The 14,283-nt window shown below is 52.1% G+C and carries 13 protein-coding genes; 9 read left to right on the top strand and 4 right to left on the bottom strand.

Annotated features, from left to right (window positions below; all coding sequences use genetic code 11):
- Nucleotides 1-66 precede the first annotated feature (66 nt).
- The 4 genes from BQ5453_RS03735 to BQ5453_RS03720 all read right to left on the bottom strand — a co-directional run bounded on the left by BQ5453_RS03735 (nt 67) and on the right by BQ5453_RS03720 (nt 3,899).
- Nucleotides 67-873 carry a radical SAM protein gene (locus BQ5453_RS03735; protein WP_071122211.1) on the bottom strand — a complete coding sequence of 269 codons (807 nt, stop codon included), beginning with the start codon at nt 871-873 and terminating at the stop codon, nt 67-69.
- Between the two features lie 105 nt (nt 874-978).
- Nucleotides 979-2,478, bottom strand: a complete 1,500-nt coding sequence (locus BQ5453_RS03730) for a S8 family serine peptidase (protein WP_235860022.1) — start codon at nt 2,476-2,478, stop codon at nt 979-981.
- 14 nt (nt 2,479-2,492) lie between these two features.
- On the bottom strand, nt 2,493-3,329 hold the full coding sequence (locus BQ5453_RS03725; protein WP_071122210.1) for a DNA/RNA non-specific endonuclease: 837 nt from the start codon (nt 3,327-3,329) through the stop codon (nt 2,493-2,495).
- 15 nt (nt 3,330-3,344) lie between these two features.
- Nucleotides 3,345-3,899 (bottom strand): TlpA family protein disulfide reductase, encoded by a 555-nt coding sequence (locus BQ5453_RS03720; protein ID WP_071122277.1) that lies wholly within the window; start codon nt 3,897-3,899, stop codon nt 3,345-3,347.
- Between the two features lie 271 nt (nt 3,900-4,170).
- Here BQ5453_RS03720 and BQ5453_RS03715 point away from each other — a divergent pair, with 271 nt between their 5' ends.
- The 9 genes from BQ5453_RS03715 to BQ5453_RS03675 all read left to right on the top strand — a co-directional run bounded on the left by BQ5453_RS03715 (nt 4,171) and on the right by BQ5453_RS03675 (nt 14,271).
- Nucleotides 4,171-5,133, top strand: coding sequence for a Rossmann-fold NAD(P)-binding domain-containing protein (locus BQ5453_RS03715; RefSeq protein WP_071122209.1), 963 nt, complete (start codon nt 4,171-4,173; stop codon nt 5,131-5,133).
- Between the two features lie 169 nt (nt 5,134-5,302).
- On the top strand, nt 5,303-6,202 hold the full coding sequence (locus BQ5453_RS03710; protein WP_071122208.1) for a helix-turn-helix transcriptional regulator: 900 nt from the start codon (nt 5,303-5,305) through the stop codon (nt 6,200-6,202).
- Nucleotides 6,203-6,357: 155 nt separating this feature from the next.
- The gene (locus BQ5453_RS03705) at nt 6,358-7,290 is read left to right on the top strand and encodes a glycosyltransferase family 2 protein (protein WP_071122207.1); all 933 of its coding nucleotides are present in this window, start codon (nt 6,358-6,360) and stop codon (nt 7,288-7,290) included.
- 234 nt (nt 7,291-7,524) lie between these two features.
- Complete coding sequence (locus BQ5453_RS03700) at nt 7,525-8,121, top strand: TetR/AcrR family transcriptional regulator (protein WP_022101510.1); 597 nt, start codon at nt 7,525-7,527, stop codon at nt 8,119-8,121.
- Between the two features lie 209 nt (nt 8,122-8,330).
- Complete coding sequence (gene fabG, locus BQ5453_RS03695; protein ID WP_071122206.1) at nt 8,331-9,077, top strand: 3-oxoacyl-[acyl-carrier-protein] reductase; 747 nt, start codon at nt 8,331-8,333, stop codon at nt 9,075-9,077.
- Nucleotides 9,078-9,521: 444 nt separating this feature from the next.
- Nucleotides 9,522-10,193 (top strand): RluA family pseudouridine synthase, encoded by a 672-nt coding sequence (locus tag BQ5453_RS03690; protein ID WP_071122205.1) that lies wholly within the window; start codon nt 9,522-9,524, stop codon nt 10,191-10,193.
- Nucleotides 10,194-10,960: 767 nt separating this feature from the next.
- Nucleotides 10,961-11,653, top strand: a complete 693-nt coding sequence (locus BQ5453_RS03685) for a 5'-methylthioadenosine/adenosylhomocysteine nucleosidase (protein ID WP_071122204.1) — start codon at nt 10,961-10,963, stop codon at nt 11,651-11,653.
- Between the two features lie 13 nt (nt 11,654-11,666).
- Complete coding sequence (locus tag BQ5453_RS03680) at nt 11,667-12,146, top strand: S-ribosylhomocysteine lyase (RefSeq protein ID WP_022101506.1); 480 nt, start codon at nt 11,667-11,669, stop codon at nt 12,144-12,146.
- A 547-nt stretch (nt 12,147-12,693) separates the two neighbouring features.
- Nucleotides 12,694-14,271, top strand: coding sequence for an alpha-L-fucosidase (locus tag BQ5453_RS03675; RefSeq protein WP_071122203.1), 1,578 nt, complete (start codon nt 12,694-12,696; stop codon nt 14,269-14,271).
- Nucleotides 14,272-14,283: the final 12 nt, after the last annotated feature.

Raw genomic sequence — 14,283 nt, 5'->3', positions numbered from 1 at the left:
ACAGATTTACTGAACGCGTTGACGGAATTCTGGGTTAACGGGTTAACAAATTCCGTCAATGCATACCTAATACGCCACCTCTACATCAATTCCCGCGCCTTTTACAAGTGCAGCTATTCTGTCAAGCTCCTCGTGCGTGGCTTTTTGCAAATCGGGGTCGGGCGTTTCGCGATCGATGGTGTAAACCATCACTTGGCTCGGTTTGATGCGTTTCACAGCCTCGAGCCATGGTTGCACATAAGCGTCGGTGGTATTGTCTACGCTCTGGCCTTCGCTCAGTCCCTTCATAAACATGCTTTGCACAATGACATGACCGTCAAAAGCGCACAATGCCTCGATGACGGCATTCACATCATACGCCCCCGTGGGACGGTCGACACGCTCAATGTAGTCGGCCGACACAGTGTCGAGTTTGAGTATGTTGTTGTCAACCTTGAGCAAGGCGGCGTGCACCTCGGGGCGCACGGCCATGGTAGCATTGCTCAGCACGCTCACCTTGGCTGTCGGGAAGTAGCGGTTGCGCAAAGCCACCGTATCGTCAATAATGCCTGCAAAATCGGGGTGCGCTGTCGGTTCGCCATTACCGGCAAAAGTCAGCACATCGGGGGTAAGCCCGTCCTGCTTCATTTTGACAAGCTGCGCTTCGAGGGCTTCGGCCACCTGCTGGCGGCTGGGGCGTGGCAAATGCGGACGGTGGTCTTTGTTAAAACCGCACTCGCAGTACACACAATCAAAGGTGCAGACCTTGCCATCGGCGGGCATAAGGTTGATGCCTAACGACACACCGAGCCGTCTGCTATGTATGGGACCGAATATGGGCGAGGGATATACTATGCCCTTGTGCCCCTTGTTTTCAGGATAACCGTTTGCCATGATTTATATTGTTTCTTGATAGATAAGTAGGTGTCGGAATCTGATTAACTTGTCAACCCGTCAACTTGTCAACCCGTCAACTCGTCAACTCGTCAACTTAAATAGTTATTTTACACCGGCATTCCGCAGCCACTCTGCAGCCTTTACAACATTGGGTATGCCGTAGCCATTGATGTTGTCGGGGTGGGCAGCATTGTCGGCCGACTGTTGCAACGCCTTTATAATAGTGGCCGGACGCACATTGGGGAATGCCTGCACCAAACAAGCGGCAGCACCACATAGTGTGGGACACGAGAATGACGTGCCGTTCACCCCCACCACAGTGCCATCAATATCGTACACCATGGAGTTGAGGCCCACAGCCATCAAGTCGGGTTTGACGCGGCCATCAGCCGTATTGCCTATTGATGAGAAGGTGGTGTTGATGCTGTCTGTTTTCACCGCTCCGGCGGTAATAATGTGGCAAGCATCGGCAGGGAAACCTATTTTCTTCCACACGCCACTGCCACTGTTGCCGGCACTGTTCACCAACAATATGCCACGACTGGCGGCCAACGATGCCGAGCGGCTGTTGACTGCCGTCTGCCCGTCAAGTTCGTAATAGTAGTGGTTCATGTATTTGTGGTCGAACTGGTAGTAGCCCAGCGAACTGCTCACCATGTCACACCCCAAACTGTCGGCATATTCGAGGGCCGCACACCAATTATCCTCCTCAACGAGTTGTTCGGTAGCTTCATCCTCGCTCTGCAACAAGTAGAAGGTGGCACAGGGCGCAGTGCCCACCAGATAATGCGGTTCGTTGGCCCCGATGCACGAGAGCACCATCATGCCATGGCTCTGCTCTTCATACACGCTCTTTGCAGGCTGCACAAAATTGCGCGTGCCAAGTATGTGGGTTTGGTCAATGCCTGCCATGAGGTCGGCATTATGGAAACCGCCATCTATCACACCTATGGTCACGCCATTACCATTATAGCCCTGCTGGTGCATTTGGTCCACACCGAGCATCTTCACCTGTGCCGCCGCGTAGCCATAATAATCGGCCAGCGTAGTGTCGCGTTTGTTGGTCACTTCGCTCTCGCGCGCCACCACCTTTGCCACAGGCAGACTGTCGGGACTTTCCCACACACAGCGCACGCCCTTGACATACGCCAACTGGCGCACTCGCTGCATGAGCGTGGTGTCGGCAGTTTCAACCACCACCGTATTGTTCCACTTGCTCATATTGTGTATGCGGAGTCCCAAATTGCGCAGTCCGTTTACATAGGCGTCGGACACGGGCAGGTCGTACGCATCAACCTTGAGTCCGTAGCGGCTGCGGCGTGCCAGCGCTTTGGCCGACAGAAATGCCTCTGGGTGTTTGACCGAGAAACGATTCTGCTTTTTGTCGGCAAGTTGCACGCGGTAGCGGTAACTCTTGGGCAAGTGTCTGTAAACCGTTACATCTTCATTTTCAGAAAGTTCGCTGCTATTTATCGCACTATCCAAGGCTTCATACATGCGGCGCTGGTTAGCGTTCAGCGTGTCAGGCACATTCTGAGCATGAGCACCCAAGGCACTGATGCACACAAGGCATGCGCCTACAATTCGTTTTATATTTAGCATACTTGTTATATTCGTTATAAAGCTGGCAGTTCAGCCTCCACCCTGCGCTCTACGGCATCGGGCAGTTTTGAAAAGAAGTCCATGCCAGTCTGACGTTCCACCTCGTCCACCGTCAACTGATAATAAGTGAGCGGGTGACTGCCGGCCACATTCTTGAACACGAAACCATAGGCTTTGGTGTGTTTGGGGTAACCCACCAGCAATACCTTGAAGAAAGCATCGGGCACCGCCACCTTGTTACCGCCAATACGTATGGGCGACTTTGATGTGTAAATAGGGCCTGCGGCAATACTCACCGCGCCATACTTCAAGGCCCAGGTGCGTTCAAGCTCTTCAAGGTCTTTCCAGTCACCGCGGTTGAGGTTGCGGTTTTGCGGACAGACATTTGTCATGTAGAACGACTCCATCATGGCCTGCTTGTTCCACTTCATGTCGGCTGCCGGAGCCATGTGACCACGGTCGTAGCCCGAGTTGGTATAATCTGTGGGATAGGCTTTAGCCCCCCGCACCTCGGGGTCGGGCTGAAATTTGTTGTAACGCGGCACCTCACCCTGCGCCTCATCTGCCGTCAGTTCCCATGCCACCCATTGCGGTGTTTTATAGTCAGCATCATAACTCACCGTATATCCCAGGTGCGCTATCAGCTGTCCGCCGCGGCTCGATGTGTAACGGGGTATTTCCAATCCCTTTGGCAGAGTCTGCGTGGCCTGCCACTTAGCCTCTGCCGTTTCGGCCGCGTCGGTGGTTTCGTCAGCAGCTTCGGCCTTGCTTCCATTTCCGTTATAACTAACCCAGCCACAGGCCGCAGCCAGCCCAAGCACCAGTAGTGCTACCATTTTGTTCATAGCCATAGAAATAGCGCTACATTAGTCGGTCAGAGCCACCTCGATGTTGTTCTTGAGTATCTCGCTGCCCGGATATCCGCCCAGGCTCAAGTTGTCGTAAGCCTTTTCGCCCTTCTTGTTCAACAGCAGGTAGGCCGGAATGCCCGGTATATTCAAACTCTGGCAGAGTTCGTTCCACTGTTTGGCGGTGAGTCGGTAGTGTTCACCTTCGATATTCTTTATCATGTCCTGCCAAGTGCCATAGGGCGAAGTCTCACCTGTGATGTAAACGAACACGCAACCTTTCTTGGCCAGTTCGGGCTTGATTTCGTCAATCTGCTTCATGGCCATGCGGCATGGTCCGCACCAAGTGGCCCAAAAGTCTATCAGCACTACCTTGCCTTTGTAGTTTTCGGCTATTTGCTTTACCACGTCTTTGCCAGCCACCGAGGTCGGGATAGTCTTTACCACCGATGCCGTTGTCGTGGCCGGCTGGGTGGTTTCTGTTTTTACATTTTCAGTCTGTGCCGGTTTCTTGGCGCAACCGCCTGCCACGCAAAGTGCGGCAACGGCCATAAGTAAGAGTGTCTTTTTCATTTCTGTCGATATTATGAGGGATATGATCATACGCTGGTGTAATTAGTTGATGAGTCAACCCGTCAACTTTTCAACTTGTCAACTATTCAACTTGTTTACTAATTCCGCCAACGCGTTATATTAGCAAAAGTACTACTTTTTGCAACCACAGCCAAACATTTAGTGAATATGCATCAAAGTATACAGAATTTAGTGTTACATTTGCCCACAAACACAATATGTGCGGTGCGCAACAATGCGTTCCGCAGCACAATATACAACATTAATACTTATGAAGACTTTCTTGCACGTTAACGACCTCGGTCCGCTTGACCTCGCGTTGGCCGAAGCGGCCGAAATAAAGGCCGACCGCTACAAATACGAACATCTTGGCCACCACAAAACGGCTTTGCTCATCTTTTTCAACAACTCGCTCCGCACACGTCTTTCTACCCAGAAAGCCGCCCGCAACTTGGGACTCGACGTCATGGTGCTCGATGTTAACCAGGGCGCATGGAAACTTGAGACAGAGCGCGGTGTGGTGATGGACGGCGACAAAAGCGAACATCTGCTCGAGGCTATCCCCGTCATGGCATCATTCTGCGACATCATTGGTGTGCGCACCTTTGCCGGTTTGACCAACCGTCAGGCCGACTATGCCGAAAACATTCTGTCGCAGTTTATCAAATACAGCGGCCGCCCGGTATTCTCAATGGAGAGTGCCACTGCCCACCCGCTGCAAGCCTTTGCCGACCTCATCACCATCGAGGAACACAAGGAGACCAAGCGTCCCAAGGTGGTGCTCACCTGGGCACCCCACCCCCGCGCCCTGCCACAGGCCGTACCCAACAGTTTTGCCGAATGGATGCGCGCTGCCGACGTCGACTTTGTGGTGACACACCCCCACGGCTACGAGCTCGACCCCTTGTTTGTGGGCGATGCACATGTGGAGTACGACCAGCTCAAGGCTCTCAAAGGGGCTGACTTTGTATATGCCAAGAACTGGAGTTGCCCGGGTGTGGCCAACGCCGACGACTACGGCAAAATTCTGTCAAAGGACATGTCGTGGACGGTAGACGAGGCTCACATGGCTGTCACCAACAACGCACAGTTCATGCACTGCCTGCCCGTGCGCCGCAACATGATTGTAACAGACGATGTCATCGAGTCGCCGCGCTCGCTCGTCATACCCGAGGCTGCCAACCGCGAAATATCTGCCACGGTAGTGCTCAAACATCTGCTCGAGGCGCTTTAGTATGGTCCCTAATAACAGATTTTTTAGAGCCGTCCTTTGAGCACAGCCCTCGTTTTGGGCAATAAAAGCATTTTTTTGTGCTAATACTCTATAATAGCGGACCATTGTACGAAAAAGTTTGTATATTCGCGCCGCATTATACGATTATCAGGATTAGCAACAAAAAGAAATGGAACTCGAAAAATTTGCCCGTCAGCTGCGCCTCATGGTGTTGCTGACACAGAATTACACGATGACGATTGAGGAGGTGGGGCAAAAGTTGTGCATGAGCCGACGCACCATTTACCGATATATTGATGCCTTCAAGAACATGGGCTTCATTGTCAAAAAGGAGGGGTCACGCTATCGTCTCGACCCGCTATCGCCCTTCTTCCGCGACATCGCAAGCGACATTCAGTTCTCCGAGGACGAAGCACTCACCATCAGCCAAGTACTTAATTCTGTCTACGACAACTCGTTTCAAGTTCGCGCCCTGCGCGAGAAACTGGCCAAGCTCTACGACACCGAAGTATTGGCACGCCATGGTGTTGACAACCACGTGGCGCAAAACATCACCACCATATTCCAAGCCATACGCCAGGAGCGCATTTTGGTGTTGAAAGACTATCGTTCAGGGTCAAGCAACAAAGTGAGCAACCGCATTGTCGAGCCTTACATGTTCATCAACCAGAACAACGAGGTGCGGTGCTTTGAGTTGACCACCAACATGAACAAGACTTTTAAGATAAGCCGCATTGGCAGCACCGAGATGCTCGATTTGCTGTGGTCGCACAAGAGCGACCATGCGCCTTTCTTCAACGATCTGTTCGGCTTTACCGGCGAGCAGCGCATACCAGTGTCGTTGGTACTTGGACAGCTTGCCACCAACGTATTGCTTGAAGAGTACCCTGACGCGCAGCGCCAACTCTCGCCCACCAAGAACGGCTGCCACCGCCTCGACACCGAAGTTTGCAGCTATCTTGGCATCGGCCGCTTTGTATTGGGCCTTTACGAGGACATCAAAATTGTCGATTCGCCCGAGTTTGCCGATTACATGAAGCGCCGAATAGCCAAAATTGCAAGCAAATAAATAACGCGCGAGCATGCTCGCGAATGTGCAAATGTGCAGATATGCAGATGTGCAGATAATCAGACGCCTTAACCTGTTGCGTTTGATTACATAAAGCATTCTTCATCTGCACATTTGCATATCTGCACATTTGCACATATACCCTCCCCAGTCCCATGCCCCACATCACATTCATCATACCCGTCTATAACGTGCCCGACAAGATGCTTGCCGAGTGCTTGCAGCACCTTTTCGACATGCAGTTGCCCGGCGGCAGCTACGAAGTGATTGTGGTGGACGACGGCAACACGCACGACATCACAGCACAATGGCCCGAAACGTGGCGCCAACGCATCACCTGCCTCCACCAACCCAACCAAGGACTGTCGGCGGCACGCAACACTGGCATCGCCCACGCCCACGGCACCTACCTGCAATTTGTTGATGCCGACGACTTCCTGTTTGCCCACAGCTACAAAGCGGCCATAGACTTTGCCCTTGCACACGATGCCGACCTGCTGGCCTTTCACATGACACGCAAGGAGGTGGCTACTACATGGACCACCCCCGACGGCCCATTTACCGGAAACGGCTACATGGCTCTTCGCAACATGCGTTCGGCTGCTTGTGGCTACATGTTCAAACGCAATTTGTTAGGCAAACTGCGTTTCACGCCTGGCATCGTGCACGAAGATGTGGAATTTACCACCCAACTTTTTATAAAGGCGCAGCGCATTTACGACGCCACTGCCACGCCTTATTTTTACCGCCGGCGTCAAGGCTCCATCACCACCCGTACCAACAGGGCCGACACTTTGCACAATCTCTGTACTTTCGAACAGATCATTTACCGTCTGCAAGCCCTGCCCCACTCCACCGATGCGCATTACGGACTTGAGCGCCGTGTGGCCACCCTTGCCATGGAGCTGGTTTACAACACGCTGCGCCACACCCATGGCACCACGTCTGTCAATGCCTTGTTAACCCGCCTTGCCACGCACGAACTGTACCCTTTTCCCAACAATCATTACACATTCAAGTATTCCTTATTCCGTTGGCTCATCATGCAACGCTTCACCAGGTGGCTGCTGTCTTGCGTGTTGAAATAATTGCAGCATCTTTTTCCGATGACGCGGGACGAGGCTGCTGAAAAAATCCCGACGCGAGACGCGTCGCCCCCATTAGAGCTTGAGTTTTGTGCTTGAGACCATTCGCGAGCTAAGCGGCTCGGAAATAAAAACGAAAGTTTTAAGACATTCGTTTTGTATTTCGCGCGCCTTGCACTAACTTTGCACACTGAAAGCAAAAGTGTGCTTTTAACATAAAGATGTAAATCACGGAATATGTCTATCACAAAAACGCGACAAAAGTTACTCGAAGTGGCACGCGAACTCTTCGCCCACAAAGGGCTTGAGGCCACGACAATGAATGATATCGCTGCTGCCTCTGGACGCGGACGACGCACACTCTACACGTACTTCCGCAACAAAGAGGAGATTTACTATGCCGTAATAGAGGAGGAACTCGAACGCCTGTCTGAAAAGATGGACGAGGTGGCCTCCATGGACGTTGAGCCTGAAGAGAAGATATTCACACTCATCTACACCCACCTGAGCATCATACGCGACACCGTGGCACGCAACGGCACACTGCGCGCAGAGTTCTTCCGCAACATCTGGATGGTAGAAAAGGTGCGCAAAGCTTTTGACGTCGAAGAACACCGCATCCTGCAAAAGGTGCTGCAAGAGGGCGTTGACAAAGGACGCTTCCGCATCGAAAACGTAGGACTCATGGCCGACATCGTGTACTACTCGGTAAAGGGGCTCGAAGTGCCATACATCTACGACCGCCTGGGCGTGGGCCTGTCTGAGGACGAAACCTACCCCATTGTGAAAGGCATCGTAATGCGCGTGCTCAACATGCCGCCTGCCGTCATGTAACAACACAGCAAACAAAATCCGCACATAGATTATACATAATAACATCAACCCGTTGGCAGAATTATTGGTTAACGGGTTAACAAACTGGCCAAGCTAACAAGTAAGCACCACCAACCGTGTTAAAGGACAATCCTACTTGTTAACCCCGTCAATGTGTTAACTTGTCAACCTATCTACTAAATTCACCAACGCGTAACATCATCATTAAAATGGGATTACTTACAGGTAAAACAGCCCTTATCACAGGTGCTGCACGCGGCATTGGCAAAGCCATTGCCCTGAAGTTTGCCGAAGAAGGCGCCAACATTGCATTCACCGACCTCAAAATTGACGAGAATGGTGAGGAAACACGCAAGGAAATCGAAGCCAAAGGCGTAAAGTGCCTGGCATACGCCTCAAACGCAGCCAACTTTGAAGAGACTGCCGAGGTGGTAAACAAAATAAAGGAGGACTTCGGTTCTATCGACATCTTGGTAAACAACGCCGGCATCACCAAGGACGGCCTCATGCTCCGCATGACTGAGCAGCAGTGGGACGCCGTGATTGCTGTCAACCTCAAGTCGGCCTTCAACTTTATCCATGCCTGCACACCCATCATGATGCGTCAGCGCAAGGGCTCTATCATCAACATGGCCTCAGTAGTTGGTGTTCACGGCAATGCCGGACAGAGCAACTACGCTGCATCAAAGGCCGGCCTCATCGCCCTGGCCAAGAGCGTGGCTCAGGAAATGGGCAGCCGCGGCATACGTGCCAACGCCATTGCACCGGGCTTTATCGAAACTGCCATGACTGCTGCCCTCAGCGAGGACGTGCGCAAGGAGTGGATGAAAGCTATCCCCCTCCGTCGCGGCGGCCAGCCCGAGGACATTGCCAACGTGGCTACCTTCCTCGCCTCTGACATGTCAAGCTATGTCAGCGGACAGGTTATTCAGGTTGATGGCGGTATGAATATGTAATTGACTCAAGTTCCGGATTTAGCAAAGGCCGGCTGAAAGCCCAATGTAGCACATAGCCCAGGGCAAGCGAAGCGACACCCTGGGTACACGTGTTGGAGCAGTCGCGCCCTGTAAGGGCAAAAGCTTTAAAACATGGCGCAACTGTTGAACAAAATATACATACAGACCGCTAAATCAGCTATCAAGTAAGAATGACAACATAAAGGGTTAAAGCTTTTGCCCTTACAGGACGCGGAGACTCTATTATGCGGGAGCCCCAGGGTGTCGCTTCGCTTGCCCTGGGCTCTGTGCTACATTGGGCTTTCAGCCCGCCCTTGTTTAATCCGAAACTTCAATAATTGAAATCCGCCAACACGCAACATCACAAAGTGTAAAAGGTGAGCACTCCGGAGCTATCATCTTTTACACTTTTCTGTTTCTACACTTCTTATCTCTTGAAAACACATGACTGTTCTATACGAAGACAACCACGTCATCATCGTCAACAAAGCCCCCGGCGAGATTGTGCAAGGTGACAAAACGGGCGACCGCACATTGGCCGACGAGGTGAAGGCTTACATCAAGCACAAGTACAACAAGCCCGGCGAGGTTTTTCTGGGTGTTGTACACCGTCTCGACCGTCCCGTCAGCGGTGTGGTAGTGTTTGCACGCACCAGCAAGGCCCTGGCACGACTCAACGAAATGTTTCGCGTGGGAGGCAAAATCCACAAGACGTACCACGCCATTGTATGCGCCGCCCCGGCAGAGCCATCTAGCACCCTCACACACTGGCTCACACGCAACGAAAAGCAGAACAAGGCTTATGCCCACCGCCAGGAGGTGCCGGGCAGCAAAAAGGCTGTGCTCGACTACCGTCTCATTGGCAGTTCTGACCGCTACCACCTGCTCGAGGTTAATTTGCACACCGGCCGCCACCACCAAATACGCTGCCAGTTGGCAGCCATGCGCTGTGTCATCAAGGGCGACCTGAAATATGGTGCACCGCGTTCCAACCCCGATGGTTCCATTTGTCTGCACGCCCGCCACATTGAGTTTGAGCACCCCGTGAGCCACAAACTCATTGCTGTGGACGCCCCCTACCCTGAGGGCAACAAACTCTGGACGGTGTTCGGGTAAAAGAAATCACACTCTCCACCCCCTAAAACATTTTTTCGACAATTTGTCTGCACTCTACACTTTTACCATATAACGCATTGATAATCAAGCATTAAAGTAGTGTAGACAACATCAAAAATTACTTGCACTGCCATCTGCACCATTCTGCACTGGCAGTGTATTTTTTTGCGCAACGGGAGCCATGTTTTTCTGTCACGGCATACAGAAAATGCGTTCGGACGGATTGACGCAACGGCCTCCCGTTACCCTGCCGTCCGCCAAGTACGAACAGATATTCCACCCCCGACAAAGACAAATGCCACCGTGCAGACACAGTGCAAGCAACTACCTGCACTTGCCTACACTTGTCTGCACTTGTCTACACTAAGTGTTAACCTGATTACAACAGTGTGCAGACACAGTGCAGACTATTCTACACACTACCTACACTATTTTTCCCATTGATAATCAGTACACTTACGGCAAAAAGTGCAGAGTGCAGACAGTTTTACAAAAAACAGTTAGTGTAGGTTTTTCACCGGTATCTACACATCTGCACACCCACACATTTGCGAGCACAACGCGCACCACACGCATAACCCGCTACGGTGTCAGCCCATCTGCACACCCACACATCTACGAGCACTACGCGCGTACACATTAAGTTAATTTTCATACTAAACTCCCCATTTCTTCACACTTACTTTGCAAATTAGGGTAAAAAAGAGTAACTTTGCGCGCAAGAAGAGGAACTAATACAAAGCTTTGCAACACAAAACATAAAACTTATGACGATTGCTATCATCAACGCCATGCACAAGGAACACGAGCAAATTGTGGGCCTGCTCGCTGATGTAAACGAGGTACATGACGGACGATTTGCCTTTGTCGAAGGCAAACTCAACGGACAAAAGCTCGTACTGATGGAGAGCGGCATTGGCAAGGTTAATGCCGCTGTGGGGGCCGTTGAACTGATTAAAAGATACCACCCCGACGCACTCATCAACACCGGCGTGGCTGGTGGCATAGACAAATGCCTCGGCGTGATGGACGTGGTGGCCGGACAAAAGGTGGCCTACCATGATGTAGACTGCGGTCCCGAGTCGGAACTCGGCCAGGTGCAGGGACTCCCCCTTTACTATGAGGCCGATGCCAAACTGTACAAGGCTGCCATGGGCATTACGACCGAAACGAAACTGCACGGCGGACTGATATGCAGCGGCGACCAATTCATTACCGACCGCACACAGCTTGACAAAATCAAAAGCCGCTACCCCGACGGATTGGCCGTTGACATGGAAAGCGGTGCGCTGGCCCAAGTGTGCTACCTGTATGATGTGCCATTCCTGAGTTTCCGCATCATCAGCGACACCCCAGGAGCCGACAAGCACTTCGACCAGTACCAAAACTTTTGGGGCACCATGGCCGACCGCTCATTTGGCGTGACCAAGGCTCTGCTCGAAGCACTCACCAACATTTGACATTCACACAGCAATGAACAAGATACCAAGTTTTACCATTGACCATACACGTCTTAACCGCGGCATCTACGTAAGCCGCAAGGACGAGGTGGGCGGCGAGGTGGTCACTACCTTCGATGTACGCATGAAACTGCCCAACCGCGAGCCGGCTCTCGGACAAGGTGCCATTCACACCATCGAGCATTTGGCAGCCACCTTTCTGCGCAACCACCCCGTGTGGAAGGACCGCATAGTGTACTGGGGGCCCATGGGCTGCCTTACGGGCAACTACCTCATTGTGAAAGGCGACCTCACAAGCCGCGACGTGCTGCCACTGATGCAAGAGACGTTTGAGTTTATAGCACAATACAAGGGCGACATTCCCGGCGCCACCGAGCGCGACTGTGGCAACTACCTGCTGCAAGACCTGCCCATGGCGCGGTATGAGGCCCAGTTATACCTCGACAATACGCTGAATTGCGCTACCGAGGCTAACCTCAATTACCCTGGTTAAAACGGAAGTTTCGGATACAGGTTAATCTGTTAATCTATTAGTTCTCAAGTTTCGGATTTAGCAAGGGCGGGCTGAAAGCCCAATGGAGCACATAGCCCAGGGCAAGCGAAGCGGCACCCTGGGTATCGCGTGTTGGAACAGTCGCGCCCTGTAAGGGCAAAAGCTTTAGGACATGGCGCAAGTATTGAACAAAATATACATACGATGTTCCACTTTAAGACCGCTAAATCAGCCATCAAGCAAGAATAACATCATAAAGGGTTAAAGCTTTTGCCCTTACAGGGCGCGGAGACTCTACTATGCGGGAACCCAGGGTGCCGCTACGCTTGCCCTGGGCTATATGCTTCATTGGGCTTTCAGCCCGCCCTTGTCAAATCCGAAACTTCTGTCTGTTAGTCTATTAGTTTTTAACCAACCCCTTAACCCACCCCCCATTCGCCAACGAATAATCTAAAAACAAATACCTATGAGCATGACATGGCACCGGCCTTTTTCAGACTGGCCACCACGCCACGACACGGCTCTAATCTCCTAATCAATCTACTTTATGAAAAAAGTTTCCATCATGCTTTCAGCACTTTGCTTGATGGCGGCAGCACCCCTTGCCAGCCACGCACAAAGTTCTGAATTTACCTTGGTCAACAAACAGCCGGCTAATGCTGACAACGAACCGCGTCCGGTATTTCCCGTTCCCACAGAGCGCCAGCTCAAGTGGAACCAAACGGAGTTCTACGCCTTCTTCCACTATGGCATGAACACCTACACCTACAAGGAATGGGGCGACGGCAGCGAAAACGAGAGCATATTTGCACCTACCGCTGTGCCTAATCCGCGCCAATGGCTCGAAGCTGTCAAGGCAGGTGGTATGCGCGGCGGTATAGCCGTAGTAAAGCACCACGACGGTTTCTGTCTGTGGCCTACCAAGACTACCAAACACAACGTGACGAGTAGCAGCAATGCCAATGCAAAGAAAACCAACATACCCAAGGAATTTGCGGCAGCTGCCAAGGATTTGGGCATGAAATACGGCTTCTACATCTCGCCCTGGGACCGCAACAGTGAATATTGGGGCAAAAAAGACGCCAACGGCAACTACACCGACGACTATGCCAAGAAGGTGTTCTTTGCACAATGCGCCGAGATGGTGGAATATGGTGCCGACCAGTTTGAGATGTGGTTTGACGGTGCTACCGGCAGCAACGGCTACTATGGCGGTGCCAACGAGACACGCAGCATCGACAACGCCACACGCTATTACGACATTCCCAACCTGCGCGACTCTATCCACAATGCCTGCCCCAACATCATTCTGTGGGGTACTGGCGGCGAGGCTCGCTGGATTGGCAACGAAGCTGGCTGGGCCGGCGAAACTTGCTGGTCGATGGGCGACGGTACAAGCGGCGACATGAACGCTTGGAAGTGGTTCCCCGGCGAGAGCGATGCCAAGGCAACCATTGGCGGCTGGTTCTACCACGAAGGTGGCAAGAAAGTTGATGGCAATGGTAACATTGTTGTAGGCAACGAGGGTTGCAAGTCTGCCAACGAACTGTTCAAAATGTACTTGGAGACAGTTGGCCGCAACGCTACACTTATCCTCAACTTCCCGCCCAACCAGGCAGGCCTTCTTTCCGACGACCAAGTAGCTAACTTGAAGACACTGGGCGAGATGCTCCGCACCCGACTGGGCAACGACCTGGCCAAGGCTGATGGCGTAAAGATTACTGCCACCGATACACGTAGCGCAGGTGCACACCGCACCTACGATGCCAAGAACATGATTGACGGCGACTCTACTACCTACTGGGCTTGCAACGACGCTCAGAACACTGCTGTAATCACAGTAGAGCTCCCCTCGGTTCAAACCATTCACTATGTAGCTCTGCAAGAGTACATTCAGTTAGGACAGCGCATCAAGGGCTTCACTGTCGAGACAAGTACCGATGGCGAACACTGGACAAAGAAGGGTGGCAACATTCAAACTACCACTGTGGGCTATAAGCGTATCATTCCGCTCAACGGCAGCACTAACAACAGCTACGATGCCGGCACACAGGCTAAGTATGTTAAAATCAGCATTACCGACAGCCGCGCCTGCCCCACCCTTCACACGCTCTCTATCTATTAAATCTACTCTAAA

It is taken from the genome of Prevotellamassilia timonensis, assembly GCF_900106785.1.
Lineage (GTDB): Bacteria > Bacteroidota > Bacteroidia > Bacteroidales > Bacteroidaceae > Alloprevotella > Alloprevotella timonensis.
This window is presented reverse-complemented; position numbering and strand designations above follow the sequence as displayed.

What these genes read in the sequence shown, in the direction of transcription:
- BQ5453_RS03710 (WP_071122208.1), top strand. Translation starts at nt 5,303, where the DNA reads ATGGAACTCGAAAAATTTGCCCGTCAGCTGCGCCTCATGGTGTTGCTG.
- BQ5453_RS03735 (WP_071122211.1), bottom strand. Translation starts at nt 873, where the DNA reads ATGGCAAACGGTTATCCTGAAAACAAGGGGCACAAGGGCATAGTATAT.
- BQ5453_RS03715 (WP_071122209.1), top strand. Translation starts at nt 4,171, where the DNA reads ATGAAGACTTTCTTGCACGTTAACGACCTCGGTCCGCTTGACCTCGCG.
- BQ5453_RS03680 (WP_022101506.1), top strand. Translation starts at nt 11,667, where the DNA reads ATGAACAAGATACCAAGTTTTACCATTGACCATACACGTCTTAACCGC.
- BQ5453_RS03705 (WP_071122207.1), top strand. Translation starts at nt 6,358, where the DNA reads ATGCCCCACATCACATTCATCATACCCGTCTATAACGTGCCCGACAAG.
- BQ5453_RS03700 (WP_022101510.1), top strand. Translation starts at nt 7,525, where the DNA reads ATGTCTATCACAAAAACGCGACAAAAGTTACTCGAAGTGGCACGCGAA.
- BQ5453_RS03720 (WP_071122277.1), bottom strand. Translation starts at nt 3,899, where the DNA reads ATGAAAAAGACACTCTTACTTATGGCCGTTGCCGCACTTTGCGTGGCA.
- BQ5453_RS03725 (WP_071122210.1), bottom strand. Translation starts at nt 3,329, where the DNA reads ATGGCTATGAACAAAATGGTAGCACTACTGGTGCTTGGGCTGGCTGCG.
- BQ5453_RS03685 (WP_071122204.1), top strand. Translation starts at nt 10,961, where the DNA reads ATGACGATTGCTATCATCAACGCCATGCACAAGGAACACGAGCAAATT.
- BQ5453_RS03690 (WP_071122205.1), top strand. Translation starts at nt 9,522, where the DNA reads ATGACTGTTCTATACGAAGACAACCACGTCATCATCGTCAACAAAGCC.
- fabG (WP_071122206.1), top strand. Translation starts at nt 8,331, where the DNA reads ATGGGATTACTTACAGGTAAAACAGCCCTTATCACAGGTGCTGCACGC.
- BQ5453_RS03675 (WP_071122203.1), top strand. Translation starts at nt 12,694, where the DNA reads ATGAAAAAAGTTTCCATCATGCTTTCAGCACTTTGCTTGATGGCGGCA.
- BQ5453_RS03730 (WP_235860022.1), bottom strand. Translation starts at nt 2,478, where the DNA reads ATGCTAAATATAAAACGAATTGTAGGCGCATGCCTTGTGTGCATCAGT.